The sequence below is a fragment of the Janthinobacterium silvisoli genome (assembly GCF_014200725.1).
GTDB lineage: Bacteria > Pseudomonadota > Gammaproteobacteria > Burkholderiales > Burkholderiaceae_D > Janthinobacterium.
Genome location: NZ_JACHCL010000001.1, coordinates 788,571 through 805,986, shown reverse-complemented (window position 1 = coordinate 805,986; position 17,416 = coordinate 788,571). Strand labels below are relative to the sequence as shown.

19 protein-coding genes and 1 riboswitch are annotated in these 17,416 nt (G+C 60.3%); of the genes, 12 read left to right on the top strand and 7 right to left on the bottom strand.

Features of this window, described 5'->3' with window-relative positions:
- The first annotated feature begins 2 nt into the window (after positions 1 to 2).
- Positions 3 to 470 (top strand): hypothetical protein, encoded by a 468-nt coding sequence (locus HDE75_RS03640; protein ID WP_183676181.1) that lies wholly within the window; start codon positions 3 to 5, stop codon positions 468 to 470.
- Here the strand turns inward: HDE75_RS03640 and HDE75_RS03635 are convergent.
- The 4 genes from HDE75_RS03635 to HDE75_RS03620 are packed head-to-tail and all read right to left on the bottom strand — an operon-like array spanning position 459 to position 3,925.
- On the bottom strand, positions 459 to 1,145 hold the full coding sequence (locus HDE75_RS03635) for a hypothetical protein (protein ID WP_183676182.1): 687 nt from the start codon (positions 1,143 to 1,145) through the stop codon (positions 459 to 461). The genes HDE75_RS03640 and HDE75_RS03635 overlap by 12 nt on opposite strands.
- Positions 1,142 to 2,152 (bottom strand): MlaD family protein, encoded by a 1,011-nt coding sequence (locus HDE75_RS03630; protein ID WP_183676183.1) that lies wholly within the window; start codon positions 2,150 to 2,152, stop codon positions 1,142 to 1,144. The genes HDE75_RS03635 and HDE75_RS03630 overlap by 4 nt, the downstream gene beginning before the upstream one ends.
- A gap of 48 nt (positions 2,153 to 2,200) precedes the next feature.
- Complete coding sequence (locus HDE75_RS03625; protein ID WP_183676184.1) at positions 2,201 to 3,016, bottom strand: MlaE family ABC transporter permease; 816 nt, start codon at positions 3,014 to 3,016, stop codon at positions 2,201 to 2,203.
- Between the two features lie 15 nt (positions 3,017 to 3,031).
- Positions 3,032 to 3,925 (bottom strand): LysR family transcriptional regulator, encoded by an 894-nt coding sequence (locus tag HDE75_RS03620; protein ID WP_183676185.1) that lies wholly within the window; start codon positions 3,923 to 3,925, stop codon positions 3,032 to 3,034.
- A gap of 191 nt (positions 3,926 to 4,116) precedes the next feature.
- On the opposite strand from HDE75_RS03620, the gene HDE75_RS03615 reads away from it, so the two are divergent.
- The gene (locus HDE75_RS03615; RefSeq protein WP_409254906.1) at positions 4,117 to 5,421 is read left to right on the top strand and encodes an MFS transporter; all 1,305 of its coding nucleotides are present in this window, start codon (positions 4,117 to 4,119) and stop codon (positions 5,419 to 5,421) included.
- Between the two features lie 7 nt (positions 5,422 to 5,428).
- Here HDE75_RS03615 and ribB read toward each other — a convergent pair whose 3' ends face one another.
- A complete protein-coding gene (gene ribB, locus HDE75_RS03610) occupies positions 5,429 to 6,076 on the bottom strand; it encodes a 3,4-dihydroxy-2-butanone-4-phosphate synthase (protein WP_183676187.1) in 648 nt (215 codons plus the stop codon).
- A gap of 94 nt (positions 6,077 to 6,170) precedes the next feature.
- A riboswitch (FMN riboswitch) is annotated at positions 6,171 to 6,322 on the bottom strand.
- A gap of 188 nt (positions 6,323 to 6,510) precedes the next feature.
- Between ribB and HDE75_RS03605 the strand changes: the two genes are divergently transcribed.
- The 4 genes from HDE75_RS03605 (at position 6,511) to HDE75_RS03590 (ending at position 12,105) form a co-directional block, all read left to right on the top strand.
- Positions 6,511 to 9,378 (top strand): M16 family metallopeptidase, encoded by a 2,868-nt coding sequence (locus HDE75_RS03605; protein WP_183676188.1) that lies wholly within the window; start codon positions 6,511 to 6,513, stop codon positions 9,376 to 9,378.
- 77 nt (positions 9,379 to 9,455) lie between these two features.
- On the top strand, positions 9,456 to 9,653 hold the full coding sequence (locus HDE75_RS03600; RefSeq protein ID WP_152259580.1) for a hypothetical protein: 198 nt from the start codon (positions 9,456 to 9,458) through the stop codon (positions 9,651 to 9,653).
- 188 nt (positions 9,654 to 9,841) lie between these two features.
- Positions 9,842 to 10,810 (top strand): IS1595 family transposase, encoded by a 969-nt coding sequence (locus HDE75_RS03595; protein ID WP_183676189.1) that lies wholly within the window; start codon positions 9,842 to 9,844, stop codon positions 10,808 to 10,810.
- Positions 10,811 to 10,926: 116 nt separating this feature from the next.
- Positions 10,927 to 12,105 carry a hypothetical protein gene (locus HDE75_RS03590; RefSeq protein ID WP_183676190.1) on the top strand — a complete coding sequence of 393 codons (1,179 nt, stop codon included), beginning with the start codon at positions 10,927 to 10,929 and terminating at the stop codon, positions 12,103 to 12,105.
- Here HDE75_RS03590 and HDE75_RS03585 read toward each other — a convergent pair.
- Positions 12,049 to 12,861 (bottom strand): PEP-CTERM sorting domain-containing protein, encoded by an 813-nt coding sequence (locus tag HDE75_RS03585; RefSeq protein ID WP_183676191.1) that lies wholly within the window; start codon positions 12,859 to 12,861, stop codon positions 12,049 to 12,051. The genes HDE75_RS03590 and HDE75_RS03585 overlap by 57 nt on opposite strands.
- A 303-nt stretch (positions 12,862 to 13,164) precedes the next feature.
- Here HDE75_RS03585 and HDE75_RS03580 point away from each other — a divergent pair, with 303 nt between their 5' ends.
- The 6 genes from HDE75_RS03580 (at position 13,165) to HDE75_RS03555 (ending at position 16,854) form a co-directional block, all read left to right on the top strand.
- The gene (locus HDE75_RS03580; RefSeq protein WP_183676192.1) at positions 13,165 to 14,034 is read left to right on the top strand and encodes a ThiF family adenylyltransferase; all 870 of its coding nucleotides are present in this window, start codon (positions 13,165 to 13,167) and stop codon (positions 14,032 to 14,034) included.
- Positions 14,035 to 15,135, top strand: a complete 1,101-nt coding sequence (locus HDE75_RS03575; RefSeq protein WP_183676193.1) for a nitroreductase family protein — start codon at positions 14,035 to 14,037, stop codon at positions 15,133 to 15,135.
- 152 nt (positions 15,136 to 15,287) lie between these two features.
- Entirely contained in the window at positions 15,288 to 15,470 is a 183-nt protein-coding gene (locus HDE75_RS03570; RefSeq protein ID WP_183676194.1) for a hypothetical protein, read from the top strand.
- A gap of 202 nt (positions 15,471 to 15,672) precedes the next feature.
- The gene (locus HDE75_RS03565) at positions 15,673 to 15,810 is read left to right on the top strand and encodes a hypothetical protein (RefSeq protein ID WP_183676195.1); all 138 of its coding nucleotides are present in this window, start codon (positions 15,673 to 15,675) and stop codon (positions 15,808 to 15,810) included.
- A gap of 129 nt (positions 15,811 to 15,939) precedes the next feature.
- A complete protein-coding gene (locus tag HDE75_RS03560) occupies positions 15,940 to 16,308 on the top strand; it encodes a hypothetical protein (protein WP_183676196.1) in 369 nt (122 codons plus the stop codon).
- Positions 16,309 to 16,395: 87 nt separating this feature from the next.
- Positions 16,396 to 16,854, top strand: coding sequence for an acyl-CoA thioesterase (locus HDE75_RS03555; protein WP_183676657.1), 459 nt, complete (start codon positions 16,396 to 16,398; stop codon positions 16,852 to 16,854).
- 48 nt (positions 16,855 to 16,902) lie between these two features.
- Here HDE75_RS03555 and HDE75_RS03550 read toward each other — a convergent pair whose 3' ends face one another.
- Positions 16,903 to 17,346, bottom strand: coding sequence for a DUF2269 family protein (locus HDE75_RS03550; protein ID WP_183676197.1), 444 nt, complete (start codon positions 17,344 to 17,346; stop codon positions 16,903 to 16,905).
- Positions 17,347 to 17,416 lie beyond the last annotated feature (70 nt).

Sequence of the window (17,416 nt, the reverse complement as noted above, 5' to 3'; positions counted from 1 at the left end):
AGATGAAAACAATCAGACTGGCGAGTTTCTTTGCGTGCGCTACCTTGCTGGTGGCCTGCGCGGGCATACAGGGTGGTGCCAAGCCCGTGTCGGCCATGCCCGGCGCTGCCGGGCCAGCATCAAAACCCGAGGTGGCGGCCACCTGGTATAACCCGCCCGGCGAATTCGGCGGCATCTGCCTCACCCAGTTCAAGGATGGCCGTGTGCGTTTCGATGGCGGCTTTACCTTTTTTAATCCCGGCAGCTGGACTTACGATGCGGCCAAGTCCGAATTAAGCCTGACCCTCCATCCGACGACCACCCTGGCCGAAGGGCATGGCGATGTGTCGCTGCACCAGAATCTGCTGCGCCTCGATGCTGCCAAAAATATACTGGTGTACCGTGTCAATGCGGCGACCAAATCGATAGGCATCGGTGGCTTTGTTTTCTATCGCGACTTGCCTTGCGTGGCTGCTAAATCATCCAGCTAGCGGCTTGCCGCTCTTTTCCACGATATCCATGCGGCGCCGGAGGCGTTCCGCTTCCTGCGTATCGCCCGCCTGTTCCGCGCGTAATCGCTGTACACCGAGCCAGGCCAGCAGCGGGCGGCGCCAGCCCTGGTCGGACGCCGTGGCCACCGCCGTATCGAGTAACGCTGGCGTGGCGCGGTTGGAGCGTAGCAGCACGCCGGCCGCCACCAGTTGCGACAGCGGGTCTTTGATGGCGGCCACCGCGCTGGCCGCCGCCGTGTCGCTGGCGGCGCCGGCTGCGGCGCGCTGCGCTTCGGGCAGCAGTGTGACGTCGGCGCCGGCCTTGCCGGCCAGGTAGCTGGCGTAGGCGCGGTCGGCCGGTGAGGCGTCATTGCGCAGCGTTTCGTATCCCGGGCATTCATCGAAGACCAGGCTGGCCACGCGCGTGGCGCAGCGCAGCAGTTCGATGCGGGCGATCAGCTCGATCTTGCCGGTCGACCCCACCTGGTCGCGGGCGCGGCCAAATTCCGTCTGTTCGACCAGCGCATTGCCATTCAAATAGGCCGCCTGAAAGCGCTCGACCGAACTTTGCGCATTCATTTTCCAGTCCGGCACGGGCGGGCCGCTGGAGCAGGCGGCCAGTGTTGCCAAGGCGGCCATGGCCAGGGCGCACAGGGTGGTGTTGACAATTCTCATGGCAGGGTGATCTCCGGATTGCGCTTGAACGGCCATTTGCGGTTGATTTCATTGACCAGCTGTTCGACCTTGCGCAGATTACTTTCCACGTCGGCGCGCAGCGGCCCCAGATCGGCCGTGGCGGCCTTGGCGTTGGCGCCCACGGCTTGCGCTTCGACCAGCACGGCGTCGACTTTTTTCAGGCTGTTGCGGGTATCGGCCAGCAGCGCGTTCAGTTGCACGATGGTCGCTTGCGCATCCGTCATGACGCCCTTGTCGCCGAACACGCGCGTGTCGGCGTTGGCGACCAGACCATCGGTGCGGCGGGCCAGCTGGTCGGCCGTGAGCAGCAGGGCATTGGCCCGCTCGATCAGCAATTGCGACTGCTTGTCATTGCCCGTGATCAGGCCCATGGCGCCTGCCGGACCGCTCAATTTACCGGTGACTGCCTGCACATTGCGCAAGGTGGAGTCGAGCGGGGAATCGGCGCCCGTCAGGGTGCCCAGGTTGTTCAGCAAATCCTTGGCGGCGGCCAGCATGCGCGGGATTTCCGCCGCCATATCGCCCACCAGCAAGTCGCGCGTGGCGTTGTCGGGCAGCGGTGGGTCGGTCAGGATGCCGCTGTAGGCGCGCAGCTTGGCCCCGCCCACGATGCCGCGTTCCAGCGTGAAGATGCTGCTGGTGCGCAGCCAGTGCGCATCGGTTCTCGGCACGTCGATGATGACGCGCGCCTTGCCGTCCGGTGACAGTTCGATGCGCTGCACGCGGCCGATGGGGAAACCGGAAAAAGTCAGGTCGGCGCCCACTCCCACGCCATCGGAATCGTCGGTCGTCAGCACCAGCACCTGGGTCGCTTCAAAAGCGCCACGCGCATACATCAGGTAGAGCACCGAGCCGACGATCAGCACGAACATCGAGACGAGCAAAATGGCGGCCTTCAGCTCGGCGTGGCGCACGGGCGGCGGCGCGGGCAGGGTGGTGTCAGGCGCCGTGACGTCGGTCTGGTCGGGTATGGGTGTCTGGCTCATGGCTTCAGGCTCTGTGTTGGACGGTGGGCGGGCATTATCATTCGTCATTTAATAGTAGTTCCCCATCAGCGAGGCGACTTCGATCAGCAGGATGACGGTAAACAAACGCAGCATTTCCGACAGGCCATGCGCAGCCCACATGCGGCTTCTTCGGCTCTGTGCGTCTTCCTGGTAATACGACGAGGCGAGCGGAATCAGGGCCACGGCAAAGCTGAAGAAGATCACTTTCAGCATCAGGATCAGGGCCACGGCGGGATTGAAGATCTGGCCCACCACGCGCGTGTAGCCCTGCAGCGCCCATGGCGTGAAACCGTAGATGGTCAAGTAGGCCAGGATCAGCGAAGTGACGCAGCTGACGATGGCCAGCATCCACACGGCGAAGATGCCCGACATCACGCGGGGAAAATATTCGCTGCGCAGCAGATCCTTGCCCTCGCGCTGCATGGTGTCGAGTACGCCCGAGGCGCGCATCTGCGCAAACGCAATGCCATCGGGCAGGGTGATGCGCAAGGCCACGAACAGGGCGGCCGTCAAAGGGATCAATTCCAGCACCAGCACGCGTACCACCATTTCCAGCGCATAGCGCGACAGGCCGTAGCTTTGTGCGCTGACCACCACGATGCGTATCAGCACCAGGCTGACCAGCGCACAGGCGACGCTGAACCAGACCAGGTTGGGGGCCGTATTGGTCACCAAACGGTATGCCAGCAGGGGGCGGTGCTTGCGGTTATAGCTCGATGGCGACAGGCCCAGCGAAAAGATCAGGATAGAGAAATGCGCGAGGCGCCACCAGCTGGCCAGCCACGCGATGGTGGTCCGGTTCAGGCGGCGCAAACCGAGGACGATGGAGGCGGAGCGGCTCATCGTGGCATCTTAGCATCAGACGGGAGCTGTACGCGATACGGCAGCATTGAGCGATACGCTCTCGATAATCGCATCGGCCACGGCCCGCACGCGCGCCGAGCGCGACAGGTCGTTATGCATCACCAGCCAGACGTCGTAGGGTTCGGCCACCTCGGGCCAGATGCGCTGTAGCAGCGGGTCGCTGTCGCCCAGATGGGTTGCCAGCTCGGCTACGCCCAGGCCTGCCCGCGTGGCTTCCTGCAGCATCAGGCCGGTATTGACTTCCATCGCCACCCTGGCGTTGTGCACCGGTTCGCCGGCGATTTTTTCGGCGTGGCGCGGCGTGACCGACTCGTGATAGATGACGATGTCGTGGCCGGCCAGGCCGGTGCCGCGCACGGGGGCGCCGCGCTTTTCCAGATAGGTTTTGGCCGCATACAGGCCCAGGCTGCGCTTGACCAGGTGGCGCGAAATCAGGTCGGGGTCCAGCGGGCGGGCGGCGCGCACGGCCAGGTCGGCTTCACGCCGCGTCAGGCTGGCCATCTGCGGCGCTACGTTGAGCACCACGCGGATATCGGGGTGGAGCGCCTGCAAGCCCTGGATCGCCCTGATGACAAAATGGCGGGCCATGGTGTCGGTGGTGGCCACGCGCACCAGGCCGGACAGGCGGTTGTCGACACCCTGCATGTCGCGCTGTAGCTTGTCGGCCGCCTTTTCCATGGCTTCGGCCGCCTTGAGGGCCAGTTCCCCGGCGGGCGTGGGAAGGTAGCCGGACGGCGTGCGCAGGAACAGGCGCGCCCCCAGCGATGTTTCCAGCGCAGCCAGCCGGCGCCCGCAAGTGGCCTGGTCGATGTGCAGCAAGGCAGCTGCGCCGCGCAAGGTACCGGCACGGCCGATGGCCAAGAAGATGCGCGCGTTGTCCCAATCCATATAGCAATCTTTTAAGTGATGCATTTTTGCATCGGAGCGCCGATTTTATGCGTATTTACTGCATCACGCAACACTCCTACAATGACTGCCTTGTCTGCTTTGAAGGAAAGACCGTGTCTTCTGCTGCTCCCCCCGTTTCCTCTCGCCCAGGTAATTTCCTCGTCCTGGCGACCCTGGCCTTCGGCTTCGTCATGGCCATGATCGATGTCACCGCCGTCAATGTGGCGCTGTCCGATATCTCGCGCGACCTGCATATTCCGCTCACCGGCCTGGTGTGGGTGGTCGATGGCTATACCCTGACGTTTGCCGCGCTGCTGCTGGCCGGTGGCGCGCTGGCCGACCGCTTTGGCCCGAAGACCATTTATCAGACGGGCCTGGGCATCTTCCTGCTCGGTTCCATCCTGTGCGGCGCTGCGCCCAATGGCCATTTCCTGACGGCCGCGCGCCTGCTGCAAGGCGCCGGCGCTGCGCTGTTCATGCCCAGCTCTTTGAGCTTGCTGACACACAGTTTCGAGGATGAAAAAGTGCGCACCCGCATGCTGGGCGCCTGGTCGGCGCTGGTGGGCGTGGCGGGCGCGTCGGGGCCGCTGATCGGCGGCATCCTGGTGCACCAGTTCGGCTGGCGCAGCGTGTTCTGGGTGAATATTCCGATCGGTCTGCTGGCCATCGTGATGGCGCAAGTGCTGCTGGTGGCGCCCGCAAGGCAGCCGCGCGATTTGTCGCTGCTCAGCCATGGACTGGGTGTGCTGGCGCTGGCCGGCCTGAGTTTTGTGCTGATCGAAGGCCCGGCCCTGGGCTGGTTCTCGCCGGCCGTGCTGTCCGCTTTGGCCTTGACCGTAGTCGCTGCTGGCGCACTGTTTGCGCGTGAACGCAGCGGCAGCCATCCGGTGTTGCCGCGCGCCTTGTTCCAGAACAGCAGTTTTGGTGCAGCCAATGGCGTGGGCTTCCTGATCAATTTCAGTGTCTTTGGCCAGTTGTTCCTGCTCAGTTTATATCTGCAGCAAGTGCGCGGCGCCGACGCCTTGCAGTCGGGTTTACACTTGTTGCCGCTGATGGCGGCCTATACGGTGGGTAATTTCTCGGCAGGCGCGATTTCGGCCCGCTATGGCACGCGCCCGCCCATGCTGTATGGCTTGCTGGTGGCGGCCGTGATGGCGGTAGTGCTGATGGGCTTGAAGCCCGATACGCCCTATGTATTGCTGGCGCTGGGCACGGCTGTGATGAACGTGGCGATCGGTATTGCGATTCCCGCCATGACAGCCACCGTGATGCGCGTGGCCGGCAAGCAATATGCGAACAGCGCCGCGGCCGCCTTGAACGCCAACCGCCAGATCGGCGCGCTGGTGGGTGTGGCCCTGATCGGCACCATCCTGCACATGCTGCCGGACTGGTCGCTGCGCTTGCCGCTGGCCTACGCCATCATGGCCGCCGGCTATGCGCTGGCGGCCAGCCTGGTGTACCGCCATGTGCATTTGCCCAAGGCGGTCACTGCCTGAAGATGATTTAGACCTGGTGTTTTTTGCGCCATTCCACCATCTCTTCGATGGTGAGGATGGGCATGCCGTGTAGTTCGGCAAAACGTTCGATATCGTCGCCGCGCATCATGGTGCCGTCCGGATTCATCAGTTCGCACAGCACGGCAGCCGGGTTCAGGCCCGCCAAACGCGACAGATCTACCGAGCCTTCCGTGTGGCCACGGCGCTCGAGTACGCCACCGGGCGCGGCGCGCAGCGGGAATACATGGCCAGGGCGCACCAGGTCGCTCGGCTTGGCATCCCTGGCGATGGCGGCGCGGATGGTGGTAACCCGGTCGGCAGCCGACACGCCCGTGGTGACGCCCTCGCGCGCTTCGATCGATACCGTAAATGGCGTGCCGTAGCGGCTGCCGTTGTCGGCTGACATGGGCGGCAATTCCAGCGCGCTGACGGTCTCGGTCGGCAGGCACAGGCAGACGATGCCGCTGCATTCGCGGATTAACAGGGCCATGGTTTCATTTGTCAATTTTTCAGCCGAAATAATCAGGTCGGCTTCATTTTCACGGTCGAAATCGTCGAGCAGGATCACGGGGACGCCAGCGCGCATGGCGGCCAGGGCGGACTGGATGCGACCTTCAAGGTCGTTGGAAACAACGGTGTAGCTGTTGACTAACATGGTAAAACGCTCCTCGCACAGGCGAAAAACGCTACAGGGCAAGCGAATAGACGCAACTGGCCGCATCGGCGTGGCGATGGGACATCACACTACTGCACATCTTCTTTCATCCGGACTATACCGTCGGCTCCAGAGTCACACTGGATCTGCTGACCCTGTCAAACGAAGTTTGGCAGGCGCTCGCGGGCTTGACCGTTGCCGGTGTTTACCGCCGGTGGGGAATCGCACCCCGCCCCGAAGACGTATTGTTATGCCGGTCCACATGACCGACGGCAATACTTTAGCACAGATGAAAAAAGCTGGCAGGCGAGGGTAAAGTTTCTAAATTCATTACTAAATGCTTTCTAAATGGTAATACTCTCTAAGCTGTTTTTAATGGCGGACAGGGGAATTCGGTGTAAGGTACGCTTACTGAATCTTACCTATGAGAATAAATGAAGCTGAGTAAATTACGCCTGATCTCGGGCGCCGTGCTGTTGGCCTGTGCGTGCATGGCCCAAGCTGAAATTCGCCTGAGCGATCCCTTGCCGCTGGCGCCTGAAGTTACCGTAGGAAAACTGCCGAACGGCCTGACGTATTACATCAAGAAAAATGACCGGCCGGCGCAGAAAGTGGAATTGCGGCTGGTGGTCAAGGCAGGTTCCATCCTGGAAGACGAAGACCAGCAAGGCCTGGCCCACTTCACCGAACACATGGCGTTCAATGGTTCGACGCACTTCAAACGCAATGAGCTCATTTCATATTTGCAATCGATCGGCGTGAAGTTTGGCGCCGACCTGAACGCTTACACGAGTTTCGATGAAACCGTTTACGTGTTGCCGATTCCGACCACAAAAAAAGAAAACCTGGAGAAAGGTTTCCTGGTGCTGGAAGACTGGGCGCATGGCTTGAAATTCAATCCGGCCGATATCAATAGCGAACGTGGCATCATCCTGGAAGAGGCGCGCCTGGGCAAGGGCGCCAATGACCGCATGAACAAGTTGCTGTATCCGAAATTGCTGAACGGTTCGCGCTATGCGGAGCGCATGCCGATCGGCAAGGAATCGATCCTGAAAACGTTCAAGCCAGCCACCATCAAGCGTTTCTACAACGACTGGTACCGTCCGGACCTGATGGCGGTGATGGTGGTGGGCGATGTCGATCCTAAACAGGCTGAAGCGATGGTGCGCGAGCATTTCGGCAAGCTGAAAAATCCTGCCAAGCCGCGTCCTCGCCTGTATGCGGAAGTGCCGCAGCGTTCGCAAACGGAAGCGCTGGTGATTACCGACCAGGAAGCACCAGACGACACGGTCTTCATCCGCTACCCAATCCGTCCTGCGCCCGAAGCGGTGACGATCGCCGACTACCGCCGCCAGATGATCGAAAACCTGTATGGCCAGATGCTGAGCGCGCGCATGCAAGAGTTGACGCAGCAAGCCAATCCACCGTTTATCCAGGGTGGCAGCAGCATGGGTAAACTGGTGCGCGGCTATGAATCGTTCAGCGCCTATGCCTTGCTGGGCAAGGGCGGCGTGCAGCCAGCCATCGATGCGCTGGTGCAAGAAGACGAGCGGGCGCGCCGCTTTGGTTTTACCCAGGACGAGCTGGACCGTGCGCGCAAGAACATGCTGCGCAATTACGAGCGCGCTTACAGCGAGCGCGACAAGTCCGATTCGGCCGGTTTCGTGGCTGAGTATTCGCGCAACTTCCTGGAGCAGGAAGCCATCCCGGGCATCGCCAACGAGTTGATGTATGCGCAGGAACTGTTGCCGCAAGTGACCTTGCAGGAAATCAACGAGACAGTCGCCAAGGTGATCCCCGACCAGCAAAAGAAACTGGTGGTCTTCATGGGGGCCACACCGAAGCCGGGCGACAAGGCATCGACTGTGCCGACCCAGCAGCAATTGCTGGACGCGGTAGCGCAGGCTGAGCAGAAGAAGGTCGAGCCACGCGCAGAGAAGGCCTTTGCAAGCAAGCTGATGGATGGGCCGCCTGCTGGCGGCAGCATCGTCAGCGAAACGCTCAATAGCGCGATCGGCGTGACGGAATTGAAATTGGGCAATGGCGTGCGCGTGCTGCTCAAACCCACGGAGTTCAAGAACGACCAGGTGCTGATGGGCTCGACGCGTTTTGGCGGCCAGTCGCTGTTTGGGGATGCCGATATTTACAACGCCCGCTATGCCAGCGCGGTGGTTGGCAGCATGGGTTTGAAAGACCTGGCGCCGCTGGACTTGCAAAAGGTTTTGGCTGGCAAGACAGTCAATGTAGGCGCCTCGCTGGGTGAACTGAGCGAGGGCTTTGGCGGTTCATCGAGTAGCGCCGACGTGGAGTCGATGTTGCAAATGGTGAATCTGTACTTCACGCATGTGCGCAAGGATGCCGGGCTCTACCAATCCTTCATCGGCAAGCAGCAAGACCTGGCGAAGAACATTTTGGCGCAGCCGGAAGCGGTGTTTTATGACGCCATCCAGCACGCTACGTTTGGCAACGGCCCGCGCGTGGAAGGCGTGCCCCGCGCGGAAGACTTTAATAAAGTCAGCCTGGACGGCGCACTCGATGTGTTCCAGCAGCGCTTTTCCAGCGCGCGCGACATGACCTTTGTCTTCACCGGCAGCTTCGACGTGGACAAGATCAAGCCGCTGATCGCCAGCTATCTGGGCACCTTGCCGGTGACGGACGTGCCGCACGCCTACCGCGACGTGGGCCTGCGCCCGGTGAAGGGCGTGGTGAAAAAGGCCGTCTATATGGGTAGCGAGCCGAAGAGCACCATTTCCGTTACCTTCAATGGCGATGTGGCTTATACGGACGAGCAGAAGCTGACCTTGCAGGCGCTCGGTGAAGTGCTGAACCTGAAAGTCATCGAAGTGCTGCGTGAAAAGATGAGCATGATCTATGGCGGCGGTTTCGAGACTTCCATGGGCCAGCATCCCTACGGCCATTATTCAGTGGCGCTGACCTTGCCGACGGCACCGGAAAACGTGGACAAGGTACTCGCGGCCGCGTTTGCTGAAATCAACAAGATGAAGACGGACGGACCGACGGCGGCGGACCTGGACAAGGTCAAGCTGAACTGGATCACGCGCCATCAAAAATCCATGCAGGAAAACGAATACTGGATGAATCAACTGGTCGGCTCCGTGACCCTGGGCCGCGATCCGGCGCACATCCTGCAATTCGAACAGCGCGTGGGCGCCATCACCCCGGAAGCGGTGAAACTGGCCGCCCAGCGTTATCTGGACATGAACAACTATGTACAGGTGGTGCTGTATCCGGAAGCGAAGAAATTGTCTGGTAGCAAGGTCTCTCCTGCCAAGGTGCGTTGATTGCAGACAAGCACAGGCGGCGGAACTGTTAAACTGTCGCCTGTCCAAGCAATACCGCAACTAACTAGGAACTGAAGATGGCTAAGAAAGAAGAACTCGATCCGGAAACCCTGGAACTGATTAACTGGTGCATCGAAGTCGAGGGCTTCCTGGTGGCCGGCGGCGCCACGGTAGCGCAGGCACAAGAACATATCGAAGAGCAGGTCGAGTGGTTTACCGACCAGTTTTATGATGGTTTGACTCCGGAAGAAGCGGCCAAGGAAGCCCTCGCCTGATCGGGGGGCGGCTGACCAGACCTGCTGCGCGTTGGATAGGCGGCCTGCCGTTCGCGACGGTTTGGTCAGGCGCTGTGGTGTTCGTCGTGGTCTGAGGGATATTTTTTGGCTCTGTCCTCAATAAATAGGGGAATCTTCCTGCAAGGTTGAGGTCTGACTCATCAGATCAATCAAGCAGGGAGAACACCATGCTGCAAACGCAATGGCAGGCATTCATAGGTCAGTTCGTAGCACTGTCCCGGCGGCAACGGCTGGACAGTGTTGCGCTGCTGCGTGATACGCCGCCCGGGCAGGCAAGTGTCGCGCTGATCGAGCGTACTGCACAAGCGCGGCTATGTTGCCCGGCATGCCGCTCGCGGCACCTTCACCGACACGGCCACGCCAACGGTTTGCAGCGCTATCGTTGCGTGCCCTGCGGCAAGACCTTCAATGCATTGACGGGCACGCCCCTGGCCCACCTGCGCCACAAAGCCTTATGGCTGGACTATGCCGATTGCCTGCTGAACTCAAATTCAGTGCGCAAGGCTGCTCAGCAACTGGGCATCCACCGCAATACCAGTTTTCGCTGGCGCCACCGTTTTCTGGCGCTGGCGAAAACTGACCGTCCGCGCTGTCTGCACGGGATAACCGAGGCCGATGAAATGTATCTGCTGGAATCGGAAAAAGGTGCGCGGCATTTGCTGCGTCCGGCGCGCCGGCGTGGCGGTCATGCCCGTCAGCGTGGCATTTCCAATGAACAAGTCTGCATCCTGGTGGCGCGCGACCGCACCGGGCAAACCATCGATTTCGTCACCGGCAAGGGGCAACTGACCAGTAAACAGCTGCTGTACTGCTTGCCGCCCCTAATCGACCGCGACATTTTACTGGTGACCGATGGGCATGCGGCCTACGCCGCCTTCGCCCGCGAGACGGGTATCAGCCATCAAGCCGTCAACTTGCGCGCTGGAATCCGCATGCGCGGCGCAGCCCATGTGCAGAATGTGAACGCATATCACAGCCGTTTGCGGGGATGGCTGAGCATCTTTCATGGGGTGGCGACACGCTATCTGCCCAACTATCTGGGCTGGCGCTGGATACTCGACGCCAGGCGCATCCTGTCCGCTGAAGCTTTATTGAAGGCAACCTTGGGAGACTTCCCACACCTGACGGTGACATAGCCTATTTTTTTGCGGGCGGTGGTCACTTGGTGGCGCCGCCCGTTTGCTTTTTTGGGGAACTTTTTAATCGGCTGAATGTCTGATTTTTCTGATCTTAGGAATAAGGGAAAGTCGATATGGCCGTGTTGACCGAAACGATGGTGCGTGCGCTGATTGCCGCCGGGCTTGCTGCGCCGTCAGCGGAAAATCATCACTACGTGCAGTTTGCATGGAATGGCGTAGATACGCTCACGCTGCAAGAGTCGCCTGCCGCTTATCCGCCATCGCGGGTCTTCAATGCGCACATTCTTTCATTGATAGGCGCCGGAGCGATGGTGGAAAACATCATCATGCGCGCCTCGCAAGACGGTTTTGAGGTGGAGGTCGACGAGACGCTGGGATCGCTGTGGCGCATCAGCTTGCATTTTCAAGCTGTCGCCGGCTTGCTGGCCGACCCGTTTGCCAGCGCCATTACCGCCCGCCATACGAATAGAAAATGGTTCCGCAGTCCGGGTCTGAGCGCGACACAAAAAAATGATGTCGAAGCCCAGCTAGCTGCTTGCTCGGCGAGCGGGCGCGTTTTATGGCTCGATCAGCCGGACCAGCGCAAGCAGGCATTAAGCCTGGTCTGGCGGGCAGAAAGCGAGCGCTTCAAGTCGGCCGAATTGCACCAGGAGTTATTTAGCGCAGTGCGTTTCGACGTCGGCTGGGAGGCGACGGCGACCGAGGGATTGCCGCCTGGCAGTCTGGAAGTGGAAAAGCCCATGCGTGCGGGATTCCAGATGATGTCCCATTGGCCCGTTGCCAGGGCTTTGTCCCTGTTTGGCGCGCATCGGATGATGGGATTGCGTGCAGGCTATCTTCCCGTACGCGGTGCGCCGAACCTTGCTGTGATCGCCACCACCGGAGAATTGGCGCCGGCCTGTTTTGAGGGCGGGCGACTGCTGGAGCGTCTCTGGCTGCAAGCGACCGCCTACGGTTTCAGCGTACAGCCACTGGCTGCGTCTTGTTTGCTGGCCATGCCGGGCTGGCGTGGCGTGACACCTGCGTGCGCATCTGCTCTTCAGCGCGGCTGGGAACGGCTGATCGGTTCACAGCACATGCCCATCGCGCTGGTCCGTATTGGCACCGCCGACCCGGTGAGCCTGAGGACGGGGCGCCAGCAGGTCAGCAGCATGGCTGTTTCTGGGTTGGCGTATAAGAACCCCTGTCAGTCGCTGCACAGGGGGTTGGGGGGCGATGTGGCTAAGCGCTTGCCATTATGCTGCGCGGCGGCGGCGCGAGCTGGCTCCTGCCGCCAGCAAGCCCAGGCCTAACAGGGCGATCGTTGACGGTTCGGGAATGTCTGCCCGTTTCAAGGCCAGGGAGCCGCTTACGGCAAAGCCGCCGTTTGCGGAAAGGCTGTCAAAGGAGCTGGACAGGGCCAGGTCGTGCCCGCCAGGCAGTGAGTTGGTATCGAACGCAGCGTTAGCCGCGCCGGGACCGGCCGTGACGTCCAGGAAACCATTGCCGACCCCACTGCCGATGGATTGCAAGGTGCCGCTCAGTACGCTTGATTGCAGGGTACAGTTGACGCCGGCCAGCGGGCAGAATACACCGGTTGAACCGCCCACGAGGTTCAGGAATGGTGTGCCGTTCGAGGCCGTTAACAGGGCGGTGGCCACATTGGGGGCAGCAAAATCCTTGGTGGCGCCAAAACCGGTGAAGAAATCCACGATCCCACCGGAGAAATTAATGTTGATCGGCCCTGCGCCGGTGGGGGCCTCGGCAATAAAGCCGCCAAACCTGAACGTCAACTCGGTGCCATTGTCGCCACTGGACCAAATCGTCACACCATTTTTATCCTTGATGGCGTCGACGATGCCGACACCACCGAGTTCCTGGCCGGCAGCAGTGATGGGGGCGGTATAGCCGGAACTGACTTCCCCCTCGAACAGCGTGCCAATCACCAGGGTAGCGCCGCTTTCAAAAGTCACGCCATTAATAGTGATTGGTGTTGCCTGCGCCATTCCTGACATGGACAGGAATGCTGCAGCGGAAATTGCCAGTGCCATTTTTGAGAGTTTGCACATTTTTTTCTCCATCCCAAGAAGTCATGAAATTAAAAGTTGCCGATACGGTGGAAGTTATTTCCACTCTTGTTCTATGCAGAAAGCATGCCAGGCAAAGATTTTTTTATAAGTCCATGATTCGTATGGAGTTTTTATATATTTTTGTAACTTTCAATATGCCGCGAAGTGAGAATGTAAAAAACCACGACATATTTCTGTTTGTATGGATGGGAGGCGCCGCACATTCTGTTGTTAAGGAACTTTTTAAGTAACTGGCTGTCTGACCATTTACGGTCCCATGCGGGACAATGAACAGGGGTGAGCATGACAGATGGCTTTTCTTATCACGCAGCATTTGCCCGCAACCTGGGCTGGGTCACGCAGGCAGAGCAGGACAGCCTGCGCGGCAAGCGCGTTGCCATTGCCGGGGTGGGCGGCGTAGGGGGTGTGCATTTGCTGACACTGGCGCGGCTGGGCATAGGCGCTTTTCATATCGCTGATTTCGATACCTTCGATATCGCCAATTTCAACCGGCAGGCGGGCGCCATGATGTCGACCCTGGGCCAGCCCAAGGTCGAGGTGATGGAGAAGATGGCGCTCGATATCAATCCCGAGCTGCAGATCAGGCAATTTCCCAATGGCGTACATGCGGGCAACCTGGCGGACTTTCTTGACGGTGTCGACCTGTACGTGGACGGCCTCGATTTCTTTGCCTTTCCCGCGCGCCAGGCCACGTTCGCCATGTGCGCCCAGCGCGCCATACCCGCCATCACGGCCGCGCCGCTGGGCATGGGTACGGCGGTGGTGAATTTCTTGCCGGGGCAGATGACGTTCGAGGAGTATTTCGGCTGGGGTGATTTGCCCGAGGAAGAAAAGGCGCTGCGTTTCCTGGTCGGTCTTGCCCCGGCAGGCTTGCACGGTCCGTATCTGGTCGATCCCTCCGCCATTAACCTCAAGGAGCGGCGCGGGCCGTCCACCGTGATGGGCTGTCAGTTGTGCGCAGGCGTGGCAGCGACCGAAGCGTTGAAAATTCTGCTGGGGCGCGGCGAGGTGAGGGCGGCGCCGCGTGGCCTGCATTTCGATGCTTACCGTAACAAGTTTGTGCATACCTGGCGTCCGGGCGGCAACCGCCATCCGCTGCAAAGGCTGGCGATGGCCATTATCCGGCGCCGCCGCGCCGCTCAGGGGACATGAATGGCTGCGCTTGCACCGATGGATACCGTGCTGGAAGATATCCTCGATCAGGCGCGCTGGGCGCCCAGCGGCGACAACAGCCAGCCATGGCGCTTTGAAGTATGTGGCGTGCGTCAGTTGGTGGTACACGGCCACGATGCTCGTACGCACTGTGTCTACGATCTTGATGGCCATCCCAGCCAATTGTCGCTGGGTGCCTTGCTGGAAAGCATGGCGATAGTGGCCAGCAATCATGGCTTGCGCATGCAAGCCCGGCGGCGAGGTGGCCTGCCCGATAATCTGCCTACGTTTGACGTGAGTCTGATCGAAGAGCCCGGCTTGTTGGCTGATCCGCTGGCAGCATTTCTGCGCCAGCGCAGCGTGCAGCGCCGGCCTTTGAGCACGCGCCAGCTGCGCGGCAGCGAGAGGGCGGCGCTGGCGGCCAGCTTGCCAACTGGCTACAGCGTAGTGTGGTTCGACGGCTGGCGTGTCAAATGGGCTTGCGCGCGCCTGATGTTTGACCATGCCCGTTTGCGCCTGACCATGCCCGAGGCGCACAAGGTGTACCGCGATGTGATCGAATGGGGTGCGCGTTTCAGCGAAGACCGCGTCCCTGACCAGGCACTGGGTGTGGGCCCGTTCACGGCCAGGCTGATGCACTGGATCATGCAGAGCTGGCGCCGCATGGATTTTTTCAACACCTGGCTGGCTGGCACCCTGGCGCCACGGCTGCAGATGGACTTGCTGCCGGGCCTGTATTGCGCTGCGCACTTCGTTTTGCTGGCCGATGCGCCGCCGCGCCATGTCGATGATTACGTGACGGCCGGCCGGGCCATGCAGCGCTTCTGGCTGACGGCGACGCAGCTGGGGCTGCAATTGCAGCCAGAACTGACGCCGCTGATCTTTGCCCGCTATGTGCGTGAACGGCGCGCCTTTTCGCGCACGGAAGGCATGCTGGAAATGGCGCAGGAACTGGCCTTGCAAACCCAGGCGCTGCTGGGTGCTGCGGCCAGCGAGCGGGCCGTGTTTTTGGGCCGGATTGGCGACGGGGCGGCGCCACAATCGCGCTCGCTACGCCGGCCCTTGAAAGACTTGCTGGTGCCAACACTGGAAGGGCGCTGATTTCAAGCAGTTATTGCTCAGCAGACTGTAAGAAAAACCGACGTTTCGGCCCGCCCGACGGTGCTGTTGCAGTGTTCTTTTGAGCGCCATGATTTTTGCTCATCGGATATTGTAAGGGGCAAACTGTAAAGGGCAAACGAAAGGAGGCCGACATGCATGCATCATCCAGCCATATTACCGATGTCACGCGGCGCGCGCATAGCACGCCCGAGCCGGATATTCCGCCACCGCCGGAAGGTGATCCGCTCACACCGCCGCCAGAAAAGCTGCCGCAGATCGATCCGGTGCCGATCGAAGAGCCAACGCCACCCCAGCCCCCTGTCAAGATGGGCTGATAGCGGCTGATGACAGCAAGGCTGGGCCGCTCTGGCGCAGCCGTATCCACTCATGGCGTGCCCGCGCCATTTAAACAACAAAAAGTGTCAATATTGTTGCCGAGTGGATACAAACAAGGCGCTAACTGTTGTGTGTCACGCGGCCGTCACGATTCTGTTCTTATAATGAGACACCATCATCACCCTTGTACAGGAGACTATCATGGGTAATTCCTTATATAACAAAATCTATCTGGGTCGCCGTCCCGCGTTGGCCGGCAAGAGCCTGATGGCACTGGCGCTGGCCGGCGCTGTGGCCGGATGTGGCCTGGCGTGGCTGTTGCTGCGCAGCGTGAAATAAACACCGCTTTGCCGCTATTTCAGTGCGCCGTCCATGCTGGCGGCGGCAACTGAATGGTCTTGCCTGTTGCCGATGCGCAGCGGGGCGCGTACCATGGGGGCCGAACACCTGGCCTTTTATGGAAAAGTAATGAAGAACGAGAAATTAACAACCGATGAATATGACGCGCTGGAACAAGTTGCACGCGGCATCAAGACCGAGCGCCCCAGTGCTTGCGTCGCCCGCAACGCCAAGCGCCTGTCCGGGCTGAAGCTGCTCAGCTATGCCCGGGATGGCCGTCTGTCCATCACCGAGAAGGCGCAGCAACTGCTGTTTGTGCGCCGCTGCATCATGGGCTTGCGCGCCGTGGCAGCCGATCCGCTGGCCAAGCTTGATACCGACGTCGCTTATTTCCTGGGCAAAAAAGCGCATATCCTGGCGCGCGCCGATGGCCAGGGACACGATATTTCCGACAAGGGCCGCGATTCGCTGGCCGATATCGATACACTGGGCCTGTAAGGCCTGCAACCGGCCCTTGGGGCCGGTTTTCATATCCTCTTCCGTTTTTTTAATTTACCCCCTTTGGAGAATACTGTGGACAGCGCGATGAACTGGTCGGCCCATGAATTGACGATGACGGTCCTGATGACGCCGGACATGGCCAATTTTTCCGGCAACGTACACGGCGGCACCATCCTGAAGTACCTCGACAGTGTTGCCTATGCCTGCGCCAGCCGCTATTCGGGCAGCTATGTGGTGACCTTGTCGGTTGATCAGGTAATGTTTTTACAGCCTATCCACGTGGGCGAGCTGGTGACGTTCCTGGCTTCGATCAATTACACGGGCACCACCTCGATGGAAGTGGGTATCCGCGTGGTGACAGAGAATATCCAGCAGCGCCTGGTGCGCCACGCCAACAGCTGTTATTTCACCATGGTGGCGGTCGATGCCAACCGCAAGCCGGTGGCCGTGCCGCCGCTGGTATTGGAAACGCCGGAGCAGCAGCAACGCTTCGAACAAGCCAAGCTGCGCAAGCTGTCGCGCCAGAAGGTAGCGAAGAAGTAAGTTGCTGTCGATCAAAAGCCACCAGATTATCAGGTGGCTTTTTTTTGTTTAGGGGGCAATGCCTGGCTTGGCGATCATCAGCCAGATCGAGGCGGTCCAGAAGAAAAAACCGGCCATGTTGGCGTACAGTGCCACGTTTGAGCGCTGCGGCAACAGTGGCGTCGTGCCGGCCATGGCGGCGACCATCAGGCGTTTCTGGAAGGGTTCCAGTATCAGTGCGCCGTTAAGAATGGCAAGTGCCATCAGTGCATAAGATGCCAGCAGCCAAGGTGCGCCATAGCCGAAGGGGCGGGCGAGCACCAGTCCCAGTATCAGGCCCACAATAATCATCAGCCGTCCTGCGGCATCGAGTTTGCCGACGGCCTTGAAGGCCAGCCGGGCAAATTCGGCATGGTTGCTGCGTGCCGCGACGTGGCACACGGTGCCGTAGGCAATCAGCATACTAAAACCCAGCACCAGCGCCGTGATGTGTAAAAAGAGCAGTACAGACATGAGCAAGCTTTCGATAAAGGGTGGAAACCCGACATCCGGATTGGAACATGCTGCGTGCTTGTTTTCTTGC